14 protein-coding genes are annotated in these 16848 nt (G+C 65.4%); 5 read left to right on the top strand and 9 right to left on the bottom strand.

Features of this window, described 5'->3' with window-relative positions; all coding sequences use genetic code 11:
* Positions 1-40 precede the first annotated feature (40 nt).
* The 4 genes from cysS to HA052_RS15370 all read left to right on the top strand — a co-directional run bounded on the left by cysS (position 41) and on the right by HA052_RS15370 (position 4483).
* Positions 41-1414: a cysteine--tRNA ligase gene (gene cysS / locus HA052_RS15385; RefSeq protein ID WP_166452553.1), complete on the top strand. Its 1374-nt coding sequence runs from the start codon at positions 41-43 to the stop codon at positions 1412-1414.
* Positions 1415-1536: 122 nt separating this feature from the next.
* Positions 1537-1752, top strand: a complete 216-nt coding sequence (gene rpmE / locus HA052_RS15380) for a 50S ribosomal protein L31 (RefSeq protein WP_043634312.1) — start codon at positions 1537-1539, stop codon at positions 1750-1752.
* Between the two features lie 135 nt (positions 1753-1887).
* The gene (locus tag HA052_RS15375) at positions 1888-2814 is read left to right on the top strand and encodes a hypothetical protein (RefSeq protein ID WP_081547829.1); all 927 of its coding nucleotides are present in this window, start codon (positions 1888-1890) and stop codon (positions 2812-2814) included.
* Between the two features lie 19 nt (positions 2815-2833).
* Positions 2834-4483, top strand: coding sequence for an ArnT family glycosyltransferase (locus HA052_RS15370; RefSeq protein WP_166452552.1), 1650 nt, complete (start codon positions 2834-2836; stop codon positions 4481-4483).
* Positions 4484-4544: 61 nt separating this feature from the next.
* Here the strand turns inward: HA052_RS15370 and HA052_RS15365 are convergent, their stop codons facing one another.
* The 7 genes from HA052_RS15365 to HA052_RS15335 all read right to left on the bottom strand — a co-directional run bounded on the left by HA052_RS15365 (position 4545) and on the right by HA052_RS15335 (position 13674).
* Entirely contained in the window at positions 4545-6503 is a 1959-nt protein-coding gene (locus HA052_RS15365) for an acetoacetate--CoA ligase (protein WP_166452551.1), read from the bottom strand.
* Positions 6504-6556: 53 nt separating this feature from the next.
* Positions 6557-7468 carry a hydroxymethylglutaryl-CoA lyase gene (locus HA052_RS15360; RefSeq protein WP_166452550.1) on the bottom strand — a complete coding sequence of 304 codons (912 nt, stop codon included), beginning with the start codon at positions 7466-7468 and terminating at the stop codon, positions 6557-6559.
* Between the two features lie 13 nt (positions 7469-7481).
* Positions 7482-7994, bottom strand: a complete 513-nt coding sequence (locus HA052_RS15355; protein ID WP_081547837.1) for a GyrI-like domain-containing protein — start codon at positions 7992-7994, stop codon at positions 7482-7484.
* 5 nt (positions 7995-7999) lie between these two features.
* Positions 8000-9967 carry an acetyl/propionyl/methylcrotonyl-CoA carboxylase subunit alpha gene (locus HA052_RS15350; protein ID WP_166452549.1) on the bottom strand — a complete coding sequence of 656 codons (1968 nt, stop codon included), beginning with the start codon at positions 9965-9967 and terminating at the stop codon, positions 8000-8002.
* A 26-nt stretch (positions 9968-9993) separates the two neighbouring features.
* A complete protein-coding gene (locus HA052_RS15345) occupies positions 9994-10779 on the bottom strand; it encodes an enoyl-CoA hydratase/isomerase family protein (protein ID WP_166452548.1) in 786 nt (261 codons plus the stop codon).
* Positions 10780-10797: 18 nt separating this feature from the next.
* Positions 10798-12396, bottom strand: coding sequence for a carboxyl transferase domain-containing protein (locus tag HA052_RS15340; RefSeq protein ID WP_166452547.1), 1599 nt, complete (start codon positions 12394-12396; stop codon positions 10798-10800).
* A gap of 108 nt (positions 12397-12504) precedes the next feature.
* Positions 12505-13674 (bottom strand): isovaleryl-CoA dehydrogenase, encoded by a 1170-nt coding sequence (locus tag HA052_RS15335; protein WP_166452546.1) that lies wholly within the window; start codon positions 13672-13674, stop codon positions 12505-12507.
* A 140-nt stretch (positions 13675-13814) separates the two neighbouring features.
* On the opposite strand from HA052_RS15335, the gene HA052_RS15330 reads away from it, so the two are divergent.
* Entirely contained in the window at positions 13815-14264 is a 450-nt protein-coding gene (locus tag HA052_RS15330) for a YaiI/YqxD family protein (protein WP_166452545.1), read from the top strand.
* Positions 14265-14401: 137 nt separating this feature from the next.
* Here the strand turns inward: HA052_RS15330 and HA052_RS15325 are convergent, their stop codons facing one another.
* The gene (locus tag HA052_RS15325; protein WP_081547849.1) at positions 14402-14923 is read right to left on the bottom strand and encodes a hypothetical protein; all 522 of its coding nucleotides are present in this window, start codon (positions 14921-14923) and stop codon (positions 14402-14404) included.
* A gap of 484 nt (positions 14924-15407) precedes the next feature.
* On the bottom strand, positions 15408-16625 hold the full coding sequence (locus HA052_RS15320) for an L-lactate MFS transporter (protein WP_166452544.1): 1218 nt from the start codon (positions 16623-16625) through the stop codon (positions 15408-15410).
* Between the last annotated feature and the right edge of the window lie 223 nt (positions 16626-16848).

The raw sequence follows: 16848 nt of genomic DNA, 5'->3' as shown, positions 1-16848 counted from the left end.
AATTGTTCTTTTTTGACCCAACCTCCAATAGGTTTCCATCATGTTGACCGTGTATAACACCCTGACCCGCCAGAAAGAAGAGTTCAAACCCATCGAGCCCGGCAAGGTGTGTATGTACGTGTGCGGCATGACGGTGTACGACCTCTGTCATATCGGCCACGCGCGCATGCTGACGGCCTTCGACCTGATCTACCGCTGGTTCGCCGCTTCCGGCTACGACGTCACTTATGTGCGCAACATCACCGATATCGAGGACAAGATCATCAAGCGCTCCGCCGAGCGCGGCATCCTGCCGCAGCAATTGGTGGAAGAAACCATCGCCGACATGCGCCAGGACGCGGCGGCGCTGGGCCTGTTGCCGCCCACCTTCGAACCGCGCGCCACTCAGCATGTGCCGGGCATGGTGGCCTTGATCGAGAAGCTGATCGCCAACGGCAAGGCCTACGCCGCCGACAACGGCGACGTGTATTACGCGGTGCGCGAGTTCGAGGGTTACGGCAAATTGTCCGGCCGCACCCTGGACAAGCTGCGCGCCGGCGAGCGGGTGGAAGTGGACCCGCACAAGCGCGACCCGCTGGACTTCGTGCTGTGGAAGGCCGCCAAGCCGGGCGAGCCGTCCTGGGACAGCCCGTGGGGACAGGGGCGTCCGGGTTGGCACATCGAGTGCTCGGTGATGAGCTGCCACCATCTGGGCGAGCAGTTCGACATCCACGGAGGCGGCGAGGATCTGCAGTTCCCGCATCATGAGAACGAAATCGCCCAGTCCGAGGGCGCCCATGGCCACCAGTACGTCAATTACTGGCTGCACAACGGCTTCATCAACGTCGACGGCGAGAAAATGTCCAAATCGCTGGGCAATTTCTTCACCATCCGCGACGTGCTGGGCCATTTCGACGGCGAGGTGATCCGCTTCTTCATCGTGCGCAGCCATTACCGCAGCCCGGTGAACTACACCGACAGCATTCTCGCCGACGCCAAGCACGGTCTGACCCGGCTCTACACCGCCTTGCGCGGCTTGGAGCTGCCGGCTTCCACAGGCATAGACTGGAAGGACCCGTTCGCCACTCGTTTCCAGGCGGCGATGAACGACGACTTCAATTCCTCTGAGGCAGTGGCGGTGCTGTACGAACTGGCCGGCGAAGTCAACAAGAGCCGCGATCCGCGTCAGGCGCGCCTGCTGAAGGACTTGGGCGGCGTTCTGGGTCTGTTGCAGCGCGACCCGGAAGACTTCCTCAAGGGCGGCGTCAGCGCCGGCGAGTTGACGGCCGAAGCCGTGGAAGCGTTGATCCAGGCGCGCAAGGACGCGCGCGCGGCCAAGAACTGGGCGGAATCCGACCGTATCCGCGATGAGTTGATCGCCAAGGGCATTGTGCTGGAGGACGGCGCCCAGGGCACTATCTGGCGTCGCGCCTGAGCTGTCGCCGCCGTGGTTGACAGTGGATTTGGCACTTGTCAAGCGGCGGCAAAGCGCGGATAATCGATAGTTTCGCAAGCAGTACAGGCAAATCCCCTGTACCCGATTTGAAAGGAAGACACATGAAAACCGATATTCACCCGAATTACAAAGATCTGACTGTTACCTGCTCCTGCGGTAGCCAGTTCGTGACCAAGTCGACCATGTCCAAGGACGCGTTCGGCATTGAAGTTTGCTCCAACTGCCACCCGTTCTACACCGGCAAGCAGAAGATCGTCGACACCGCCGGTCGCGTTGACAAGTTCAACCAAAAGTTCGGCGGCTTCTTCAAGCGCTAAGCGCGGAGCGAGTTGGACACCCAGAAAAAGGCAGCCCAGGCTGCCTTTTTTCTATGATTCCGGCGCGCGGCCGGTTGCAGGTCCTGGCAGATCCCCGCCGGACGCGCGCGTATCCACATCTGCAAGGTTGAGGCCATGGCGATCCACATCGTTTACCTGTCCCACGGCGGCAAGAAATACTACGACCAGACCCGCTTTTCCGTGTTGAGCCTGTTGCACTTGCTGCTAAAGCAGCAGCGGCAGGACGTGAAGATCATGGTGTACACCGACGCGCCGGACAGCGTGCCCGCGCACCCGCTGGTCCGCACGGAGACCTTGAGCCGGGCGCAATTGCAAGCTTATCGCGGCCAGTTCGACTACGTGCACCGCATCAAATTGGAAGTGATGTTGAAGGCGGCGCGTGAACTGGGCACCGCCGTGCTGTACGTGGATTGCGACACCCGCTGGCTGCGCGTGCCGGACGAGTTGTTCGCCCGGCTGGAAGAGGGGAAGGCCAGTTGCATGCACGTCAACGAAGGCGTGTTCGGTCCCGGCTTTTTCCCGGACTATCTCGCCGCGGTGGACAAGCACGGCGCCGAGCTGCGCAAGATGGGGGTGGCCGACGTCCAGGGCCTGGCGATGTGGAACGCCGGCGTGGTCGGCGCTTCCGCCGGCATGGTGCCCTTCTTCGAAACCGCCTTGCGCCTCAACGACTTCCTGCTGCCGCGCGTGGAAGCGCGCAACTGGACCGAGCAGCTGGCCTGGTCGCTGGTGGCCTGCGACGGCCGCGAGCCGCTGGCGCTGGGGGATGCGCTGCACCACTACTGGAACTACAGTTACGAGGCGCCGCTCTACCTGGCGGAGGTGTTCGCCGGCATGGCGCCGGAATGGGACGTGGCGCGTCAGGCCGAGTACTGCGGCGAATTCGCTTGGGACGAGTCGCGCTTGAAGGCGATACAGGCCGATCCCGAGCATAAGCGCCAGCGCCGTCGCAACAAACTGCGCAATTCCATTTCCAAGCGCAAGGTGGATTGGCGCATCCTGATCGCCCGGCTGCGCGGCGCATTGCCGTCGGCCGATTGAAACCGTTTGAACGAGACTCATGCTCACTTATTCGGAACAATCCCAAACCCTGGCCAAGCCCACGGAAAAACCGTGGATTCTGCTGCTGCTGTGTTTCGTCTGGCTGTGGCCGGGCATCATAGGCCACGATCCGTGGAAGCCTGACGAGCCCTTTGTGCTGGCGGCGGTGCAGGGCATGCTGGACACCGGCAATTGGCTGTTGCCCACGGTGCAAGGCGCGCCCTACCTGGATAGTCCGCCCTTGTACTATTGGGTGGCGGCCATCATGGTCAAGCTGCTGTCTCCCTGGTTGCTGGCGGCGCACGACGCGGCGCGGCTGGCCACGCCCTTGTTCATGGCCTTGGCCTTGCTGCTGGCCGGCATGGCCGGCCGCGATCTGATCGGCCGCCGTCACGGCCGCAGCGTGGTGATGGTGCTGATAGGTTGCGTAGGCCTGGTGGAGACTGGCCATCAGCTCACCTCGGTGGTGTCCGGTTTCGCCGGTTTCGCGGCCGCCTTCTACGCCTTGTCCTTAACCCTGCGCTCGCCCGGCCTGGCCGGCGCTTTGCTGGGCGCGGCCAGCGCGGCGATCTTCCTCAGCGCCAGCCTGATGGAGCTGATGTTGCTGTGGATGGTGGTGTTGTTGCTGCCGGCCTTCTCCGCCTGGCGCAGCAAGCAGTACGCGATTACCGTGCTGCTGGCCTTGTTGATCGCCGCGCCCACCTCCTTGGTGTGGCCGCTGGCGCTGGCCAAGAGCCATCCGGACGCGTTCAGCCTCTGGTGGAACGACTACTCTCTGGGCCAGCTCAACGGCTTCGGCCGGGTGCAGTTGTTTCACGACTTCGGCTACTACAGCCTGAACGCCCTGTGGTTCGCGTTTCCGGCCTGGCCGCTGGCCGGCTGGACCCTGTACCGCAACCGGGAGCGGCTGGATCAGGCGCGCTTGCAGCTGCCGCTGATGTTCTTCGCCGTGGTGTTGATTCTGCTGACCTTGTCCAGCCGGCCCAATATGACCTATGCGATGCCGCTGCTGCTGCCGCTGTCCTTGCTGGCGGCGGTGGAGCTGGACAACCTCAAGCGCGGCGCGGCGGCCTTCCTCAACTGGTTCGGCCTGATGACTTTCGGCTTCTTCGCTCTGCTGGTGTGGTCCGGCTGGGCGGCGATGAACTTTGGCTGGCCGCAAGGCCTGGCCGGGCGCGCCCAGTACTTCAGTCCGTATTACCAAGTGCATGTCTCCAGCCTGGCGGCGGTGTGCGCGGTGATCGCCACCCTGGTGTGGCTGTGGGCCTTGACGCGCAAGCATTTGCGCGGCCGTCAGGCCATCAGCAACTGGGCGGCGGGCCTGACCCTGCTGTGGGGCTTGGGCATGACCTTGTGGCTGCCTTGGTTCGACGCCGCCAAGAGCTACCGGCCGGTGGTGGAGCGGATGATGAAGGCGTTGCCGGCCAACGCCGCCTGCGTGGCGACCGAGAGTCGCAACCAGTTGGCGCTGATCAGCTGGCGCTATTACGCCGGCCTGGATCTGGTGTCCTATCCGGAGGGCAACGCCTCGCCTTGCGACTACCAACTGGTGGTGCGCTCTGAGGACGAGGGCATTGCCGAGCCGGGCTGGGAGGTGTTGTGGTATGGCTCCCGGCCGCGCGAGCAGAATATGATGTTTGCGTTGCTGAGGCGGGTCCACTCGCGCTAGCCATGAAAAACCCCCGCATCAATTGAACTGAGCGGGGGTTTTTCTTGAGCCGCGCGCCGGTTCAGCTTTGCAGTTCGTTCAGATTCTCGAACAGCTTCAGCGCTTCCGGATTGGCCAGCGCGGTGACGTTGCTGACCGGCAGGCCGTGAATCACGTTCTTCACCGCCAGCTCGACGATCTTGCCGCTGATGGTTTTGGGTATGTCGGCGACGGCGATGATCTTGGCCGGCACGTGGCGCGGGCTGGCGCCGGTTTTGATCTGCGCCTTGATCCGCTGCTGCAGGTCTTCGTCCAGCCGCGCGCCGGCGCGCAGACGCACAAACAGCAATACGCGCTCGTCGTCCTGCCATTGCTGGCCGACGGCGATGCTCTCCAGCACCTCGTCGAAAGCCTCCACCTGGCGGTAAATCTCGGCGGTGCCGATGCGCACGCCGCCGGGGTTGAGCACCGCGTCTGAGCGGCCGTAGATGATCATGCCGTCGTGGGCGGTGAGTTCGGCGTAGTCGCCGTGGCACCAGATATTGTCGAAACGGCCGAAATAGGCCTGGCGGTACTTGCCGCCGTCGGCGTCGTTCCAGAAGCCCACCGGCATCGACGGGAAGGGGCGGGTGCACACCAATTCGCCTTTTTCGCCGCGCACCGGCCGGCCGTACTCGTTGTAGATGTCCACCGCCATGCCCAGGCCGCGGCATTGCAGCTCGCCGCGATAGACCGGCAGGCTGGCGCAGCCCAGCGCGAAGCAGGACACGATATCGGTGCCGCCGGACACCGAGGCCAGATTGATGTCGGCCTTGATGTTGGCGTAGACCCAGTCAAAGCTTTCCGCCACCAGCGGCGAGCCGGTGGAGAACACCGCGCGCAGCGAATCCAGCTTCCATTCCCGCGCCGGGACGATGCCGCTCTTGCGCAGGCCGTCTATGTATTTGGCCGAAGTGCCGAAGTGCGTGAAGCGTTGCCGCTCGGCGTAGTCCCACAGCGTGCGGCCTTCGCCGACGAAGGGCGAGCCGTCGAACAACATCAGCGCCGCGCCGGAAGCCAGGCCGGACGCCAGCCAGTTCCACATCATCCAGCCGCAGGTGGTGAAGTAGAACAGGCGGTCGCCGTGATGCACGTCGCCGTGCAGCTGCTGTTCCTTCAGGTGTTGCAGCAGGGTGCCGCCGGCGCCGTGGACGATGCACTTGGGTTTGCCGGTGGTGCCGCTGGAATACAGAATGAACAGCGGGTGCCGGAAGGGCAGCCGTTCAAAGTGCAGTGCTTGCGCTTGATACGCGGCGGTGAAATCCGTCAGGGTAATGGCCTTGGGCACGTTTTCCGCGAACACGCCGGTTTCGCCCAAATACGGAACCACGATGATTTGCCGCACCGAGGGCAGGGCCTCCGCCAGCGCCGCCATCTTGGCGCGGATGTCCACCGCCTTGCCGGCGTACCAGTAGCCGTCCGGGCAGAACAACAGCTTGGGTTCGGTCTGGCCGAAGCGCTCCACCGCGCCGTCCACGCCGAAGTCCGGCGAACAGCTGGTCCACACCGCGCCCAGGCTATTGGCGGCCAGCATGGCGGCGATGGTTTCCGGCATATTGGGCATGAAGCCCGCCACGCGGTCGCCGGCCTGGATGCCGGCGTCGCGCATCGCCTGTTGCAGCAGCGACACCTGGGCGCGCAGCTCGCGCCAGCTCCAGCGCCGTTGCAGTTTGTCCTCGCCCCAGAACACCAGCGCGTCGCCGTCGTCGTCGCGGCGCAGCAGGTTTTCGGCGTAGCTCAGCCGCGCTTCCGGAAAGAAGCGGGCGGCCAGCATATCGTCGCCGTCGCTCAGCGCCGTCGCGCCCTTGTCGCCGATCACGCCGCAGTAATCCCAGACCAAGGACCAGAAGCGGGCCGGATCGGCCACGCTGGCGCGCCACAGTTCGGCGTAGCCGTTCAGCTTGCGGTCGTAGGATAGTTCGGCCAGCTTGGCGAAGGCGGTCAGGTGGGCGCCGGCCAGGCGGCCGGCGGAGGGGGTCCAGATGGGCGTGTCGGGGGTCATGCTTTCTCCTGATATTTTCTCCGCGCGCCGGCCCATGGACGGGCGGCGGCTTGTTATTGCTCCGGTTTGGCGGCGCGCTTGTCGGCAAAGGCGTAGGCCAGCTTGGAGGCCGGCGGCTTGCCCAGCGCATCGGCGATGAACCAGGCCGTGTCCACCAGCGCGGCCAGGTCGACGCCGGTATCGTAGCCCTCGCCGTGCAGCAGGTAGACCACGTCTTCGGTGGCGACGTTGCCGGAAGCTCCCTGAGCATAAGGGCAGCCGCCCAGGCCGGCAACCGAAGAATCGAATGTCATCATTCCCGCGCGCAAACACGCATGAATATTGCTGATCGCCATGCCGTAAGTGTCGTGAAAGTGGCCGGCTAGCTGAGACATTGGCACAGTCTTGCTCACTGCTTCCAGCATCGCCAGCACGCTGGACGGCGTGCCCACGCCTATGGTGTCGCCCAGCGAAATCTCGTAGCAGCCCATGTCCAGCAGCCGTGCCGCCACCTCCGCCACCTTGGCCGGCGCGATGCGGCCCTCGTAGGGACAGCCCACCACGCAGGACACATAGCCGCGCACCGGCACGCCGGCCGCCTGCGCGCGCGCCATCACCGGCAAGAAGCGCTGCAGGCTTTCGGCGATGCTGGCGTTGATATTGCGCCGGCTGAAGCTTTCGCTGGCCGCGCCGAACACGGCGATTTCACGCGCGCCGGCTTCCAAGGCCGCGTCCAGCCCTTGTTCATTGGGCACCAGCACCGGGTAGGACGCCGGCCCGGCCAGGTCCAGGCCGGTCAGCACCTCGGCGCTGCCAGCCATTTGCGGCACCCACTTGGGAGAGACAAAGGCGCCGGCCTCTATGCTGCGCAGGCCGCTGGCGGCCAGGCGGCGGATCAGCTCCAGCTTGACCGCGGTGGACAGCGCTTGTTTTTCGTTTTGAAGCCCGTCGCGCGGACCCACTTCCACAATCTTCACTTGCGGCATGTTTGGCTCTTTATCAGCGGCGGCGCGGCTGCACCGGGATGTAGATGTCCATCTGGCGTTGCGGCTGGTCCGGCGCGCAGCGGCCGTCGTAGCGTTCGAAAGCGCCCAGCGGCGCTTGTTCCCATTGCTTGGACGCCGGCAGCCAGTCCTGTGTGATGTAGCGCCAGGCGCCCTGGATCGCCTGGCCGAACTCGGCGTCGCTGCCGGCCGGCTTGGTGGTGAACACCGCGTACTTGGCCGGCGGCGTGCGCCGCTGCGCGCAGCCGGGCGGCAGCGGCAAGGGCTGCGGGTATTCCATCCCTATCATATAGCCGAAGCGGCCCGTGTCCGGGTCGAAGTCGTGGATCAGCCCGTATTCGGCGGCGTCGGCGCGGCCCAGCGCCGCCAGCAGCGGCTGGCGCAGCGTATCCGCGTATTCGCCCCAGAACTCGGGGATCTGCCGCAGATTGTCGCCGTTCTCCATCCGGGTGGCGATGCTGTAGCCGGCCAGATTCAAGCCGGGGTGATTGATGATGATGGGGTCCATGAGGCTCACTCCGCTTCGAAGTCGACCAGCTCGTCGCCGTCGTTGACCTGCTCGCCGGTGCCGAAATAGAAAGCCTTGACCACGCCGTCCGCCGGCGCGGGGATGGTGTGCTCCATCTTCATCGCCTCCAGGATCAGCAGCGGGTCGCCTTTGTTGAGTTTAGTGCCGGTGGCGGCCAATAGGGCGACGATGCGGCCCGGCATCGGCGCTTTCAAATGGGTTTCGCCGTGCACTTCCTCGGCGGCCACGGCCAGCGGGTCCAGCCACTGCGCCTCCAGCCGCTGGCCGGCGGCGAACAGCACTCGTTGTTGGCCGTTACGGGCGACGACGGCTTCCACTTGTTTGTTGTCCAGCCGCGCGCGCAGCGTTCCGCCGTCCAGGCGGCCGGCGGCGGAGAAGCGGAGGCCGGCGGCTAGGATCTCGAAGCCGTCTCCCTGATAGCGCAGCGCCGTCGGGTAGTCTTGGCCGTCGATGTGGAAAACGAGCTTGCGGTTGAGCGCGCCGTTGAGCCGCCAGCCGGCGGCCACCGGGAAACCGCCGGGCGCGGCCAGCGCTTCGGCCAGCGCCAGCAGCGCCAGTTGTTCGGCGTCCGGCGCGGCGGGCGGCGGCAGCAGCGCGTCGTGATGGCGGGCAATCAGGCCGGTGTCCACCTGGCCGCCTGCGAAACTGGCGTGCTGCACGATGCGGCGCAGGAAGGGAATATTGGTGGTGACGCCGGCCACCTGATAGTCGGCCAACGCCGCGTCCAGCCGTTGCAGCGCCTGGCGACGGTCCTCGCCCCAGACGATGAGCTTGGCGATCATCGGGTCGTAGAAGGGCGAGATGCTGTCGCCGGCGGTCACGCCGGTGTCGATGCGCACGACGTCGGATTCCGCCGGCGCGCGCAAGTGGTAGAGGGTGCCGGTGGCGGGCAGGAAGCCCTTGTCCGGGTCTTCGGCGTAGATGCGCGCTTCGATGGCGTGGCCGTTGAGGCGCAGCTGCTCTTGGCTCAAGGGCAGCGGTTGGCCGCTGGCGACGGCCAGTTGCCAGGCCACCAGGTCTTGCCCGGTGACCATCTCGGTGACCGGATGCTCCACCTGCAGCCGGGTGTTCATTTCCATGAAGAAGAAGCGACCGGGGCTGCCGTCGGCCAGCACTTCCATGATGAATTCCACAGTGCCGGCGCCAACATAGCCCACCGCGCGCGCGGCGGCGCAGGCGGCCGCGCCCATCGCTTCGCGGGTGGCCGGCGGCAAGTCCGGCGCCGGCGCTTCCTCCAGCACTTTCTGGTGGCGGCGCTGCACCGAGCAATCGCGCTCGAACAGATACACGCATTGGCCCTGGCGGTCGGCGAACACCTGGATTTCCACATGGCGCGAACGCGGCAGGTATTTCTCCACCAGCACCTTGTCGTCGCCAAAGCTGGCGCGCGCCTCGCGCTGGCAGGAGGCCAGCGCCGCTTCGAAGTCCGCGGAGGCTTCCACGATGCGCATGCCCTTGCCGCCGCCGCCGGCGCTGGCCTTGATCAGCACCGGGTAGCCGATGGCGTCGGCCTGGCCGCGCAGGAAGTCCGGTTCCTGGCGTTCGCCGTGGTAGCCGGGCACCAGCGGCACCTGGGCTTGCTCCATCAGCGCCTTGGCCGCGGATTTGCTGCCCATTGCAGCGATGGCGGAGGCGGGCGGGCCGATGAAGGCGATGCCGGCGGCCTCGCAGGCGGCGGCGAAGTCCTCGTTCTCGGACAAGAAACCGTAGCCGGGGTGGATGGCTTGCGCGCCGCTGCGGCGGGCGATGTCCAGGATCAAGTCCCCGCGCAGATAGGAGTCCGCCGCCGGGGCCGGGCCCAGCCGGTAGGCCTCGTCGGCCAGTTTGACGAAGCGGGCGTCGGCGTCGGCGTCGGAATGGACGGCGACGGTGGCGATGCCGAGCGCGCGCGCGGTCTTGATCACCCGGCAGGCGATTTCCCCGCGGTTGGCGATGAGTATCTTATTGAACATGGTCCGTCCCTTGTTTCTTGTTCGCGTCATGACCAGTTGGGCGGCCGTTTGTCGAAGAAGGCGGCCAAGCCCTCGCGCGCCTCGGCGCCGGCGCGCACGCTGGCGATCTGGCCGGCGGTGTCCTCCAGCAATTGATCGTCCCAGGGCGAGCCCTCGCGCAGCATGGCCAGCAAGTCCTTGGCCGAGGACAGCGCCTGCGGCGCGCCCTGGGCCATCGCCTCGGCGATATCGGCCACGCGCGCGTCCAGCGCCTCGGCCGGCACTACCTCGTGCACCAGGCCGATGCGCAGCGCCGTGGCGGCGTCGATGCGCTCGGCGGACAGGAAATAACGCCGCGCCTGACGCCAGCCTATCGCGTCGGCCACATAGGGGCCGATGGTGGCCGGCACCAGGCCCAGTCTCACCTCGGTCAGGCCGAACTTGGCGGCCTCGGTGGCGATGGCCACGTCGCAGACCGCGGCCAGGCCGGTGCCGCCGGCCAGCGCCGCGCCGTGAATGCGGGCGATCACCGGCTTCTTGCTGCGGTAGATGCTCTTGAGCATGGCCGCCAGCCGCTGCGCGTCGGCCAGGTTCTGCTCCTCGCTGTAACCGGCGGCGCGGCGCATCCAGTCCAGGTCCGCGCCGGCGGAAAAGCTCTTGCCGCGGCCGGCCAGCACGATGACGCGGCAGTCCGCCTGCAATTGCAGGTGGGAGAAGGCGGCGGTCAGTTCGGCGATCAGCGTTTCGTTCATTGCATTGTGAACGTCCGGCCGGTTCATCCAGATCGTCGCGGTCTTGCCGCTGTGTTCGATTTCAAGCGTGGTGTAGCTCATGGGTTTCGCCTTTATCCCTCACATCCGGAACACGCCGAAGCGCGTGCTTTCCACCGGGGCGGACAGGGCCGCCTCCAGCGCCAGGCTTAGCACTTCGCGGGTTTGCGCCGGGTCTATCACCCCATCGTCCCACAAGCGCGCGCTGGCGTAATAGGGGTGGCCCTGACGTTCGTACTGCTCGCGCACCGGCGCTTTCAGCGCTTCTTCCTGTTCAGCCCCGAAGGCGTCGCCCAGTTGTTCCTTCTTCACCTGGGCCAGCACGCCGGCCGCCTGCTCGCCGCCCATCACCGAGATGCGGCTATTGGGCCACATCCACAGAAAGCGCGGCGAATAAGCGCGGCCGCACATGCCGTAGTTGCCGGCGCCGAAGCTGCCGCCTATCAGCACGGTGAACTTGGGCACGCGGGCGCAGGCCACGGCGGTGACCAGCTTGGCGCCGTCCTTGGCGATGCCGCCGTTCTCGTACTTCTTGCCCACCATGAAGCCGGTGATGTTTTGCAGGAACAGCAGCGGAATGCCGCGCTGGCAGCACAGCTCGACGAAATGGGCGCCCTTGAGCGCGGACTCGGAGAACAGAATGCCGTTGTTGGCGATGACGCCGACACGGTAGCCGTTCAGCCGGGCGAAGCCGGTAACCAGGGTGGCGCCGTAGTTCTGCTTGAACTCGTCGAACTCGGAGTCGTCCACCAGCCGGGCGATGATCTCGCGCACGTCGAAGGGCTTTTTCGGGTCCGCCGGAATCACGCCGTAGATTTCCTCGGCCGCGTAGCGCGGCGGGCGCGGTTCGGCGCGGTCCAGCTCGCCCTGTTTGCGCCAGTTGAGACCGGACACGATGCGGCGGGCGATGGACAGCGCGTGGGCGTCGTTTTGCGCCAGGTGGTCGGCCACGCCGGACACGCGGGCGTGCACATCGCCGCCGCCCAGCTCCTCCGCCGTCACCACCTCGCCGGTGGCGGCCTTCACCAGCGGCGGGCCGCCCAGGAAGATGGTGCCTTGTTCCTTGACGATGACGGTTTCGTCCGACATCGCCGGCACGTACGCGCCGCCGGCGGTGCAACTGCCCATCACCACCGCGATCTGCGGGATGCCGGCGGCGGACAGATTGGCCTGGTTGTAGAAGATGCGGCCGAAGTGCTCGCGGTCCGGGAACACCTCGTCCTGCAAGGGCAGGAAGGCACCGCCGGAATCGACTAGATACACACAGGGAAGACGGTTGTCGCGGGCGATTTCCTGAGCGCGCAAATGCTTCTTCACCGTCATCGGGTAATAGGTGCCGCCCTTGACCGTGGCGTCGTTGGCGATGATCAGGCAATCCACGCCAGCGATGCGGCCGATGCCGCTGATCAGGCCGGCGCCGGGCGCGTCGTCGTCGTACATGCCGAAGGCCGCCAGCTGGGACAGCTCCAGAAAGGGCGCGCCGGGGTCCAGCAGCAGATCGATGCGCTCGCGCGGCAGCAGCTTGCCGCGGGCGGCGTGCTTGGCGCGCGCCTTGTCGCCGCCGCCCAGCGCGGCCTTGGCCACCTTGTCGCGCAGGTCGGCCACCAGCGCGCGCATCTTGTCGGCGTTGGCCTGGAAGTCCGCCGCGCGCGGCGAGAGTTTGGATTCGAGGATGGGCATATCGTTTTACCTTGTCATTCGCCGTCGACGAAGCGTGCGGTCAGTGAGCATTGGGCTTGCCGGGTGGGGCTGAAGCGCAACGCGGCATCAGGCTTTTCTCCGCCGCGATTACCGGGTTTCCGCCATCAGCTCGCGGCCTATCAACCAACGGCGAATCTCGCTGGTGCCGGCGCCGATCTCGTACAGCTTGGCGTCGCGCAGCAGGCGGCCGGTGGCGTATTCATTGATATAGCCGTTGCCGCCCAGGCACTGGATGGCGTCCAGCGCCATCTGAGTGGCGCCCTCCGCCGCGTACAGGATGGCGCCGGCGGCGTCCTTGCGGGTCTGGCGGCCGGTTTCGCCGCGGTCCAGCGCCTGGCCCACCGCGTAGACATAGGCGCGGCTGGCGGACAGCTTGACGTACATGTCCGCCAGCTTGCCCTGCATCAGCTGGAAATCGCCGATGGCCTGGCCAAACTGCTTGCGGTCGTTCAGATACGGCACCGTGATGTCCATGCAGGCCTGCATGATGCCCAGCGGGCCGGCGGCCAGCACCGCGCGCTCGTAGTCCAGGCCGCTCATCAACACCTTGACGCCGTTGCCTTCCCCGCCCAGCACATTGGCCTCCGGCACGAAACAGTTGTCGAAGAACATGGGGTAGGTGTTGGAGCCGCGCATGCCCAGCTTGTCCAGCTTGCTGCCGTGGCTGAGGCCGGCGAAGCCGCGCTCCACGATGAAGGCGGTGATGCCCTTGGCGCCGACGTTGACGTCGGTCTTGGCGTACACCACCATCACATCCGCGTCGCCGCCGTTGGTGATCCACATCTTGCTGCCGTTGAGCAGGTAGCCGCCGTCGGCCTTGTCGGCCTTCAGCTTCATGCTGACCACGTCGGAGCCGGCGTTGGGCTCGGACATCGCCAGCGCGCCGACATGCTCGCCGGAGACCAGCTTGGGCAGCAGCCGGCTTTTTTGCTCGTCGTTGCCGTTTTTGTGGATTTGGTTGACGCAGAGATTGGAGTGCGCGCCGTAGGACAGGCCCACCGAGGCGGAGGCGCGGCTGATTTCTTCCATGGCGATCATATGGGCCAGATAGCCCATCTGGGTGCCGCCGTACTGCTCGTCCACCGTCATGCCCAGCAGGCCCAGGTCGCCGAACTTGCGCCACAGATCGGCCGGGAACAGGTTGTCGCGGTCGATGTCGGCGGCGCGCGGGGCGATTTCGCTTTGGGCGAAGTCGCGCGCGGTTTCGCGCAACATATCGTAGGTGTCGCCAAAGGCGAAGCGCAGGCTGCTGTACATGGTTTCTCTCCTCTGAGGGGCGCGCGTATTTCGCGTGATATGCTCTATCATTACTTACGTTTACGTAAGCGTCAACATGACGGCGACGGAAACCGGCGCGAAACCGTTATCATGGCCGGGTTTGCATGCAGAGAACAGACATGACGATATGGGTGGACGCGGATGCCTGTCCCAAGGTGATCCGCGAAACATTGTGCCGGGCGGCGCAGCGCACCGGCGTGGAGCTGGTGTTCGTCGCCAATCAGCTATTGACGGTGCCTAAGGCGCCCAATATCCGCGCCTTGCAAGTGCCAAAAGGCTTCGACGTGGCGGACAACGAGATTGTCCGCCGCATCGCGGCGAACGATCTTTTGGTTACCGGCGACATCCCCTTGGCGTCCGATGCCTTGAGCAAGGGCGCGCAGGCGCTGAACTGGCGCGGCGACGTGTATTCGCCGGACACCATCGCCGCGCAGCTGACGATGCGGGATTTCATGGACACGTTGCGCGCCAGCGGCGTGCAGACCGAAGGCCCGCCGCCTTTGAGCCAGTCGGACCGTCAGGCTTTCGCCCGGCAACTGGATATCTGGCTGGCCAAGCGGCGGGGCTGAGGCGGCAGCGATTATGGAGGAGGGGGCCGCGTGGGTATCGCTGCGCTCCACCCACCCTACCCATGACGAGCCACTGCGCGTAGGGTGGGAGGAGCCGCAGGCGATACCCACCAGCCAGCTCTGTTCCCAGAAAAGTTTTAGCCTTTCTTCTTTCTACGCAGCCTCCGCGGCAAGGCTTCCAGCTCATCCAGGCTGAGATGGAGGCGGTTCACCGCCTCCACATGCCTCGGCAAGTCCACCTGCTCCACCCCCAGGTTCAACAACAACTCCAGATAGTTGAAGAAGCTCTTGCACAGGCGGCGGCGGTGGCCGCGTTGGCTGAAATCCATATCGCTGGCGATGCGGAACAGCAAGCCACGCGCCGAGTGTTGGCGGTTGAGTTTCAGCATCTGCGCCAGATGGGCGGCGTACTGATGGCCCAAGGCGCGGGCTTCACATTCATCCTTGGCCTCGGCCGGCTGCCAGTAATGCGGATAGGTGCGGCCTTTGATGCGGCGGATGAAGGGTAGGCTGAGGTCTTTGGCGTGGGGGCCGGCAAAGCGGTAACGGGAGCGCGGCCCTAGCGGCGGGAGTAGAGAGGCGTCCTGATGGACGTCTTGGGTTTCAGTAGAGGACGGAGAGAGTTCGATGCCTAGCACCGGACGAACAAGCTTTACCATTTGCAACCTCCTGAGCAGAAGGGCCATGCCGCAAAGCGGCAGGGCGGGCACATGACAAGAGTTGGTCTACCGGTGAATACTTGCACAAGCCGGCGCGCCCATCAGGGCGCCACTTGCCACGGCCCGCCCGAATAGGCAAAGCAATGGCAACGGATACGCTGTGAAAACAGCGCATCCGCGACAAGTATTCATGATCGGGAGACCAATCCCGAGCGCCGCGATTGTTGCGGCGCGGGGGCTATTGTTGGGGAGGAGGGGAAGGGCGTCAAGCCGGCGGGGTCCGGCAAGGGGAGTTGCAGCCATCATCTTGTGTGACGCAGCGGGGTTCCGCGTGGGTATCGCTACGCTCCACCCACCCTACCGAAGGCGAGCGGCGGCCCGTAGGGTGGGAGGAGCCGCAGGCGATACCCACCAGCGATCCCTTCCCGGCTCCCCAAACAACAACGCCCCCAAAGCGGGGGCGTTGCAGAGAGCGGCGCGGGAATCAGGCTTTGCCCAGATGCGGCTCGGCTTCGAATTCCTCGTCCTTGGTCGTGCCCGGCTGACGTATGGTCAGCGAGAACAACAGCGCGACGATCAACAGCGCCAGGATCAGATGGAAGGTGGCCAGGAAGCCGCCAAACAGCGAGGCGACGATGGAGCCGACGATGCTGCCGATGCCGAAGCCCAGATAGATCACGCCGTAATTCTTGGTCAGGTTGTTGAGGCCGAAGAAATCGCTGACCAGCGACGGGTAGACGGTGATGGTGCCGCCGAAGCTGAAGGCGACGCAGGCGATGGCCAGGAAGAACAGGGTGGCGTTCAAGGGCACGAACAGCAGGGTCAGCATGCCGGCCAGCGCGGCAATCTGAGCGATGGTGATGACCCGGATGCGCGGCATCTTGTCGGAGAGGATGCCCAGCACCAGGCGGCCGGACAGATTGGCCACGGCGATCACCGCCACGGCGTTGGCGGCGGTCAGCGTCGGCAGGTGCACATAGCTTTCGCCGATGTCCTTGGCCACGCCGATCACGTAGAGGCCGCTCATGCACACGGTCAGGAACATCAGCGCCAGCATCCAGTACTGCGGCTGGCGCATCGCCTCGGCCAGGGTGTAGTCATGGCTGGCGGTTTGTTGCGCGGCGGCTTGTTGCTGCGGCGCGTCGCGCATCAGCAGGCTGCCGGCCACCACCATGGCCATGGCGATCAGGCCCCACAGCTCAAAGGTGGTTTCCAGGCTGAAGCGGGCCAGCAGCGCCAGATTGATGTATTTGAAGCCCAGGCTGCCCAGGCCGTAAGCGCCGATGGCGCAGGCGGACACCAGGCCCTTGCGTTCCGGGAACCATTTGACGCAGTTGGACAGCGTCAGCAGGTAGCCGGCGCCGTCGGCCAGGCCCACCAGCACGCCGGCGCACAGATAGAGCATGACCAGATTATTGGCTTGGGCGGTGAGGAAGAAGCCCAGGCCCAGCATCAGGCCGGCGCCCAGGGTGACGCGCTGCACGCCGAAGCGTTCCTGCAGTTTGCCGGCCAGCGAGGAGGCCACCGCCAGCGCCAGGCTGAGCAGGCCGAAGGCGAAAGCCACTTGGCTGACCGGCTCGGATAGTTTGGCGGAGAGTTGGGCGTTGAACAGGCTCCAGGTGTAGACGGAGCCGAGGGCGAACTGGGTGAGGACGGTGCCGGCCAGGGTACGGTAGCGGATGGCGTTGCTTGAGGCGTTCATGGTGCTGCTCGCTTAAAGTCATTACTGTTGGTGTGACTATAAGCCTGTGCTTATGTAGGGGGCGCGGCGGCGGCATGAGATGCAGACGGCGCGGAATGAAGTGCAGGCGGCGGCGAACCAGTTGCAGGCCCGGAAAATGGCGCGCATGAGTGGATGGCATTTCCATTGCCAAGCCGGCTTGCCAATGGAATGTCTGGCCTTAGAGCCTGTTCAAAATCTCGCG

It is taken from the genome of Chromobacterium fluminis, assembly GCF_011602385.1.
Taxonomy (GTDB): domain Bacteria; phylum Pseudomonadota; class Gammaproteobacteria; order Burkholderiales; family Chromobacteriaceae; genus Chromobacterium; species Chromobacterium fluminis.
The sequence above is the reverse complement of the archived record's forward strand: the minus strand, read 5'-3'. Positions and strand labels throughout refer to the sequence as shown.

What these genes read in the sequence shown, in the direction of transcription:
- HA052_RS15325 (WP_081547849.1), bottom strand. Translation starts at nt 14,923, where the DNA reads ATGGTAAAGCTTGTTCGTCCGGTGCTAGGCATCGAACTCTCTCCGTCC.
- HA052_RS15320 (WP_166452544.1), bottom strand. Translation starts at nt 16,625, where the DNA reads ATGAACGCCTCAAGCAACGCCATCCGCTACCGTACCCTGGCCGGCACC.
- cysS (WP_166452553.1), top strand. Translation starts at nt 41, where the DNA reads ATGTTGACCGTGTATAACACCCTGACCCGCCAGAAAGAAGAGTTCAAA.
- rpmE (WP_043634312.1), top strand. Translation starts at nt 1,537, where the DNA reads ATGAAAACCGATATTCACCCGAATTACAAAGATCTGACTGTTACCTGC.
- HA052_RS15330 (WP_166452545.1), top strand. Translation starts at nt 13,815, where the DNA reads ATGACGATATGGGTGGACGCGGATGCCTGTCCCAAGGTGATCCGCGAA.
- HA052_RS15345 (WP_166452548.1), bottom strand. Translation starts at nt 10,779, where the DNA reads ATGAGCTACACCACGCTTGAAATCGAACACAGCGGCAAGACCGCGACG.
- HA052_RS15370 (WP_166452552.1), top strand. Translation starts at nt 2,834, where the DNA reads ATGCTCACTTATTCGGAACAATCCCAAACCCTGGCCAAGCCCACGGAA.
- HA052_RS15375 (WP_081547829.1), top strand. Translation starts at nt 1,888, where the DNA reads ATGGCGATCCACATCGTTTACCTGTCCCACGGCGGCAAGAAATACTAC.
- HA052_RS15365 (WP_166452551.1), bottom strand. Translation starts at nt 6,503, where the DNA reads ATGACCCCCGACACGCCCATCTGGACCCCCTCCGCCGGCCGCCTGGCC.
- HA052_RS15340 (WP_166452547.1), bottom strand. Translation starts at nt 12,396, where the DNA reads ATGCCCATCCTCGAATCCAAACTCTCGCCGCGCGCGGCGGACTTCCAG.
- HA052_RS15355 (WP_081547837.1), bottom strand. Translation starts at nt 7,994, where the DNA reads ATGGACCCCATCATCATCAATCACCCCGGCTTGAATCTGGCCGGCTAC.
- HA052_RS15335 (WP_166452546.1), bottom strand. Translation starts at nt 13,674, where the DNA reads ATGTACAGCAGCCTGCGCTTCGCCTTTGGCGACACCTACGATATGTTG.
- HA052_RS15350 (WP_166452549.1), bottom strand. Translation starts at nt 9,967, where the DNA reads ATGTTCAATAAGATACTCATCGCCAACCGCGGGGAAATCGCCTGCCGG.
- HA052_RS15360 (WP_166452550.1), bottom strand. Translation starts at nt 7,468, where the DNA reads ATGCCGCAAGTGAAGATTGTGGAAGTGGGTCCGCGCGACGGGCTTCAA.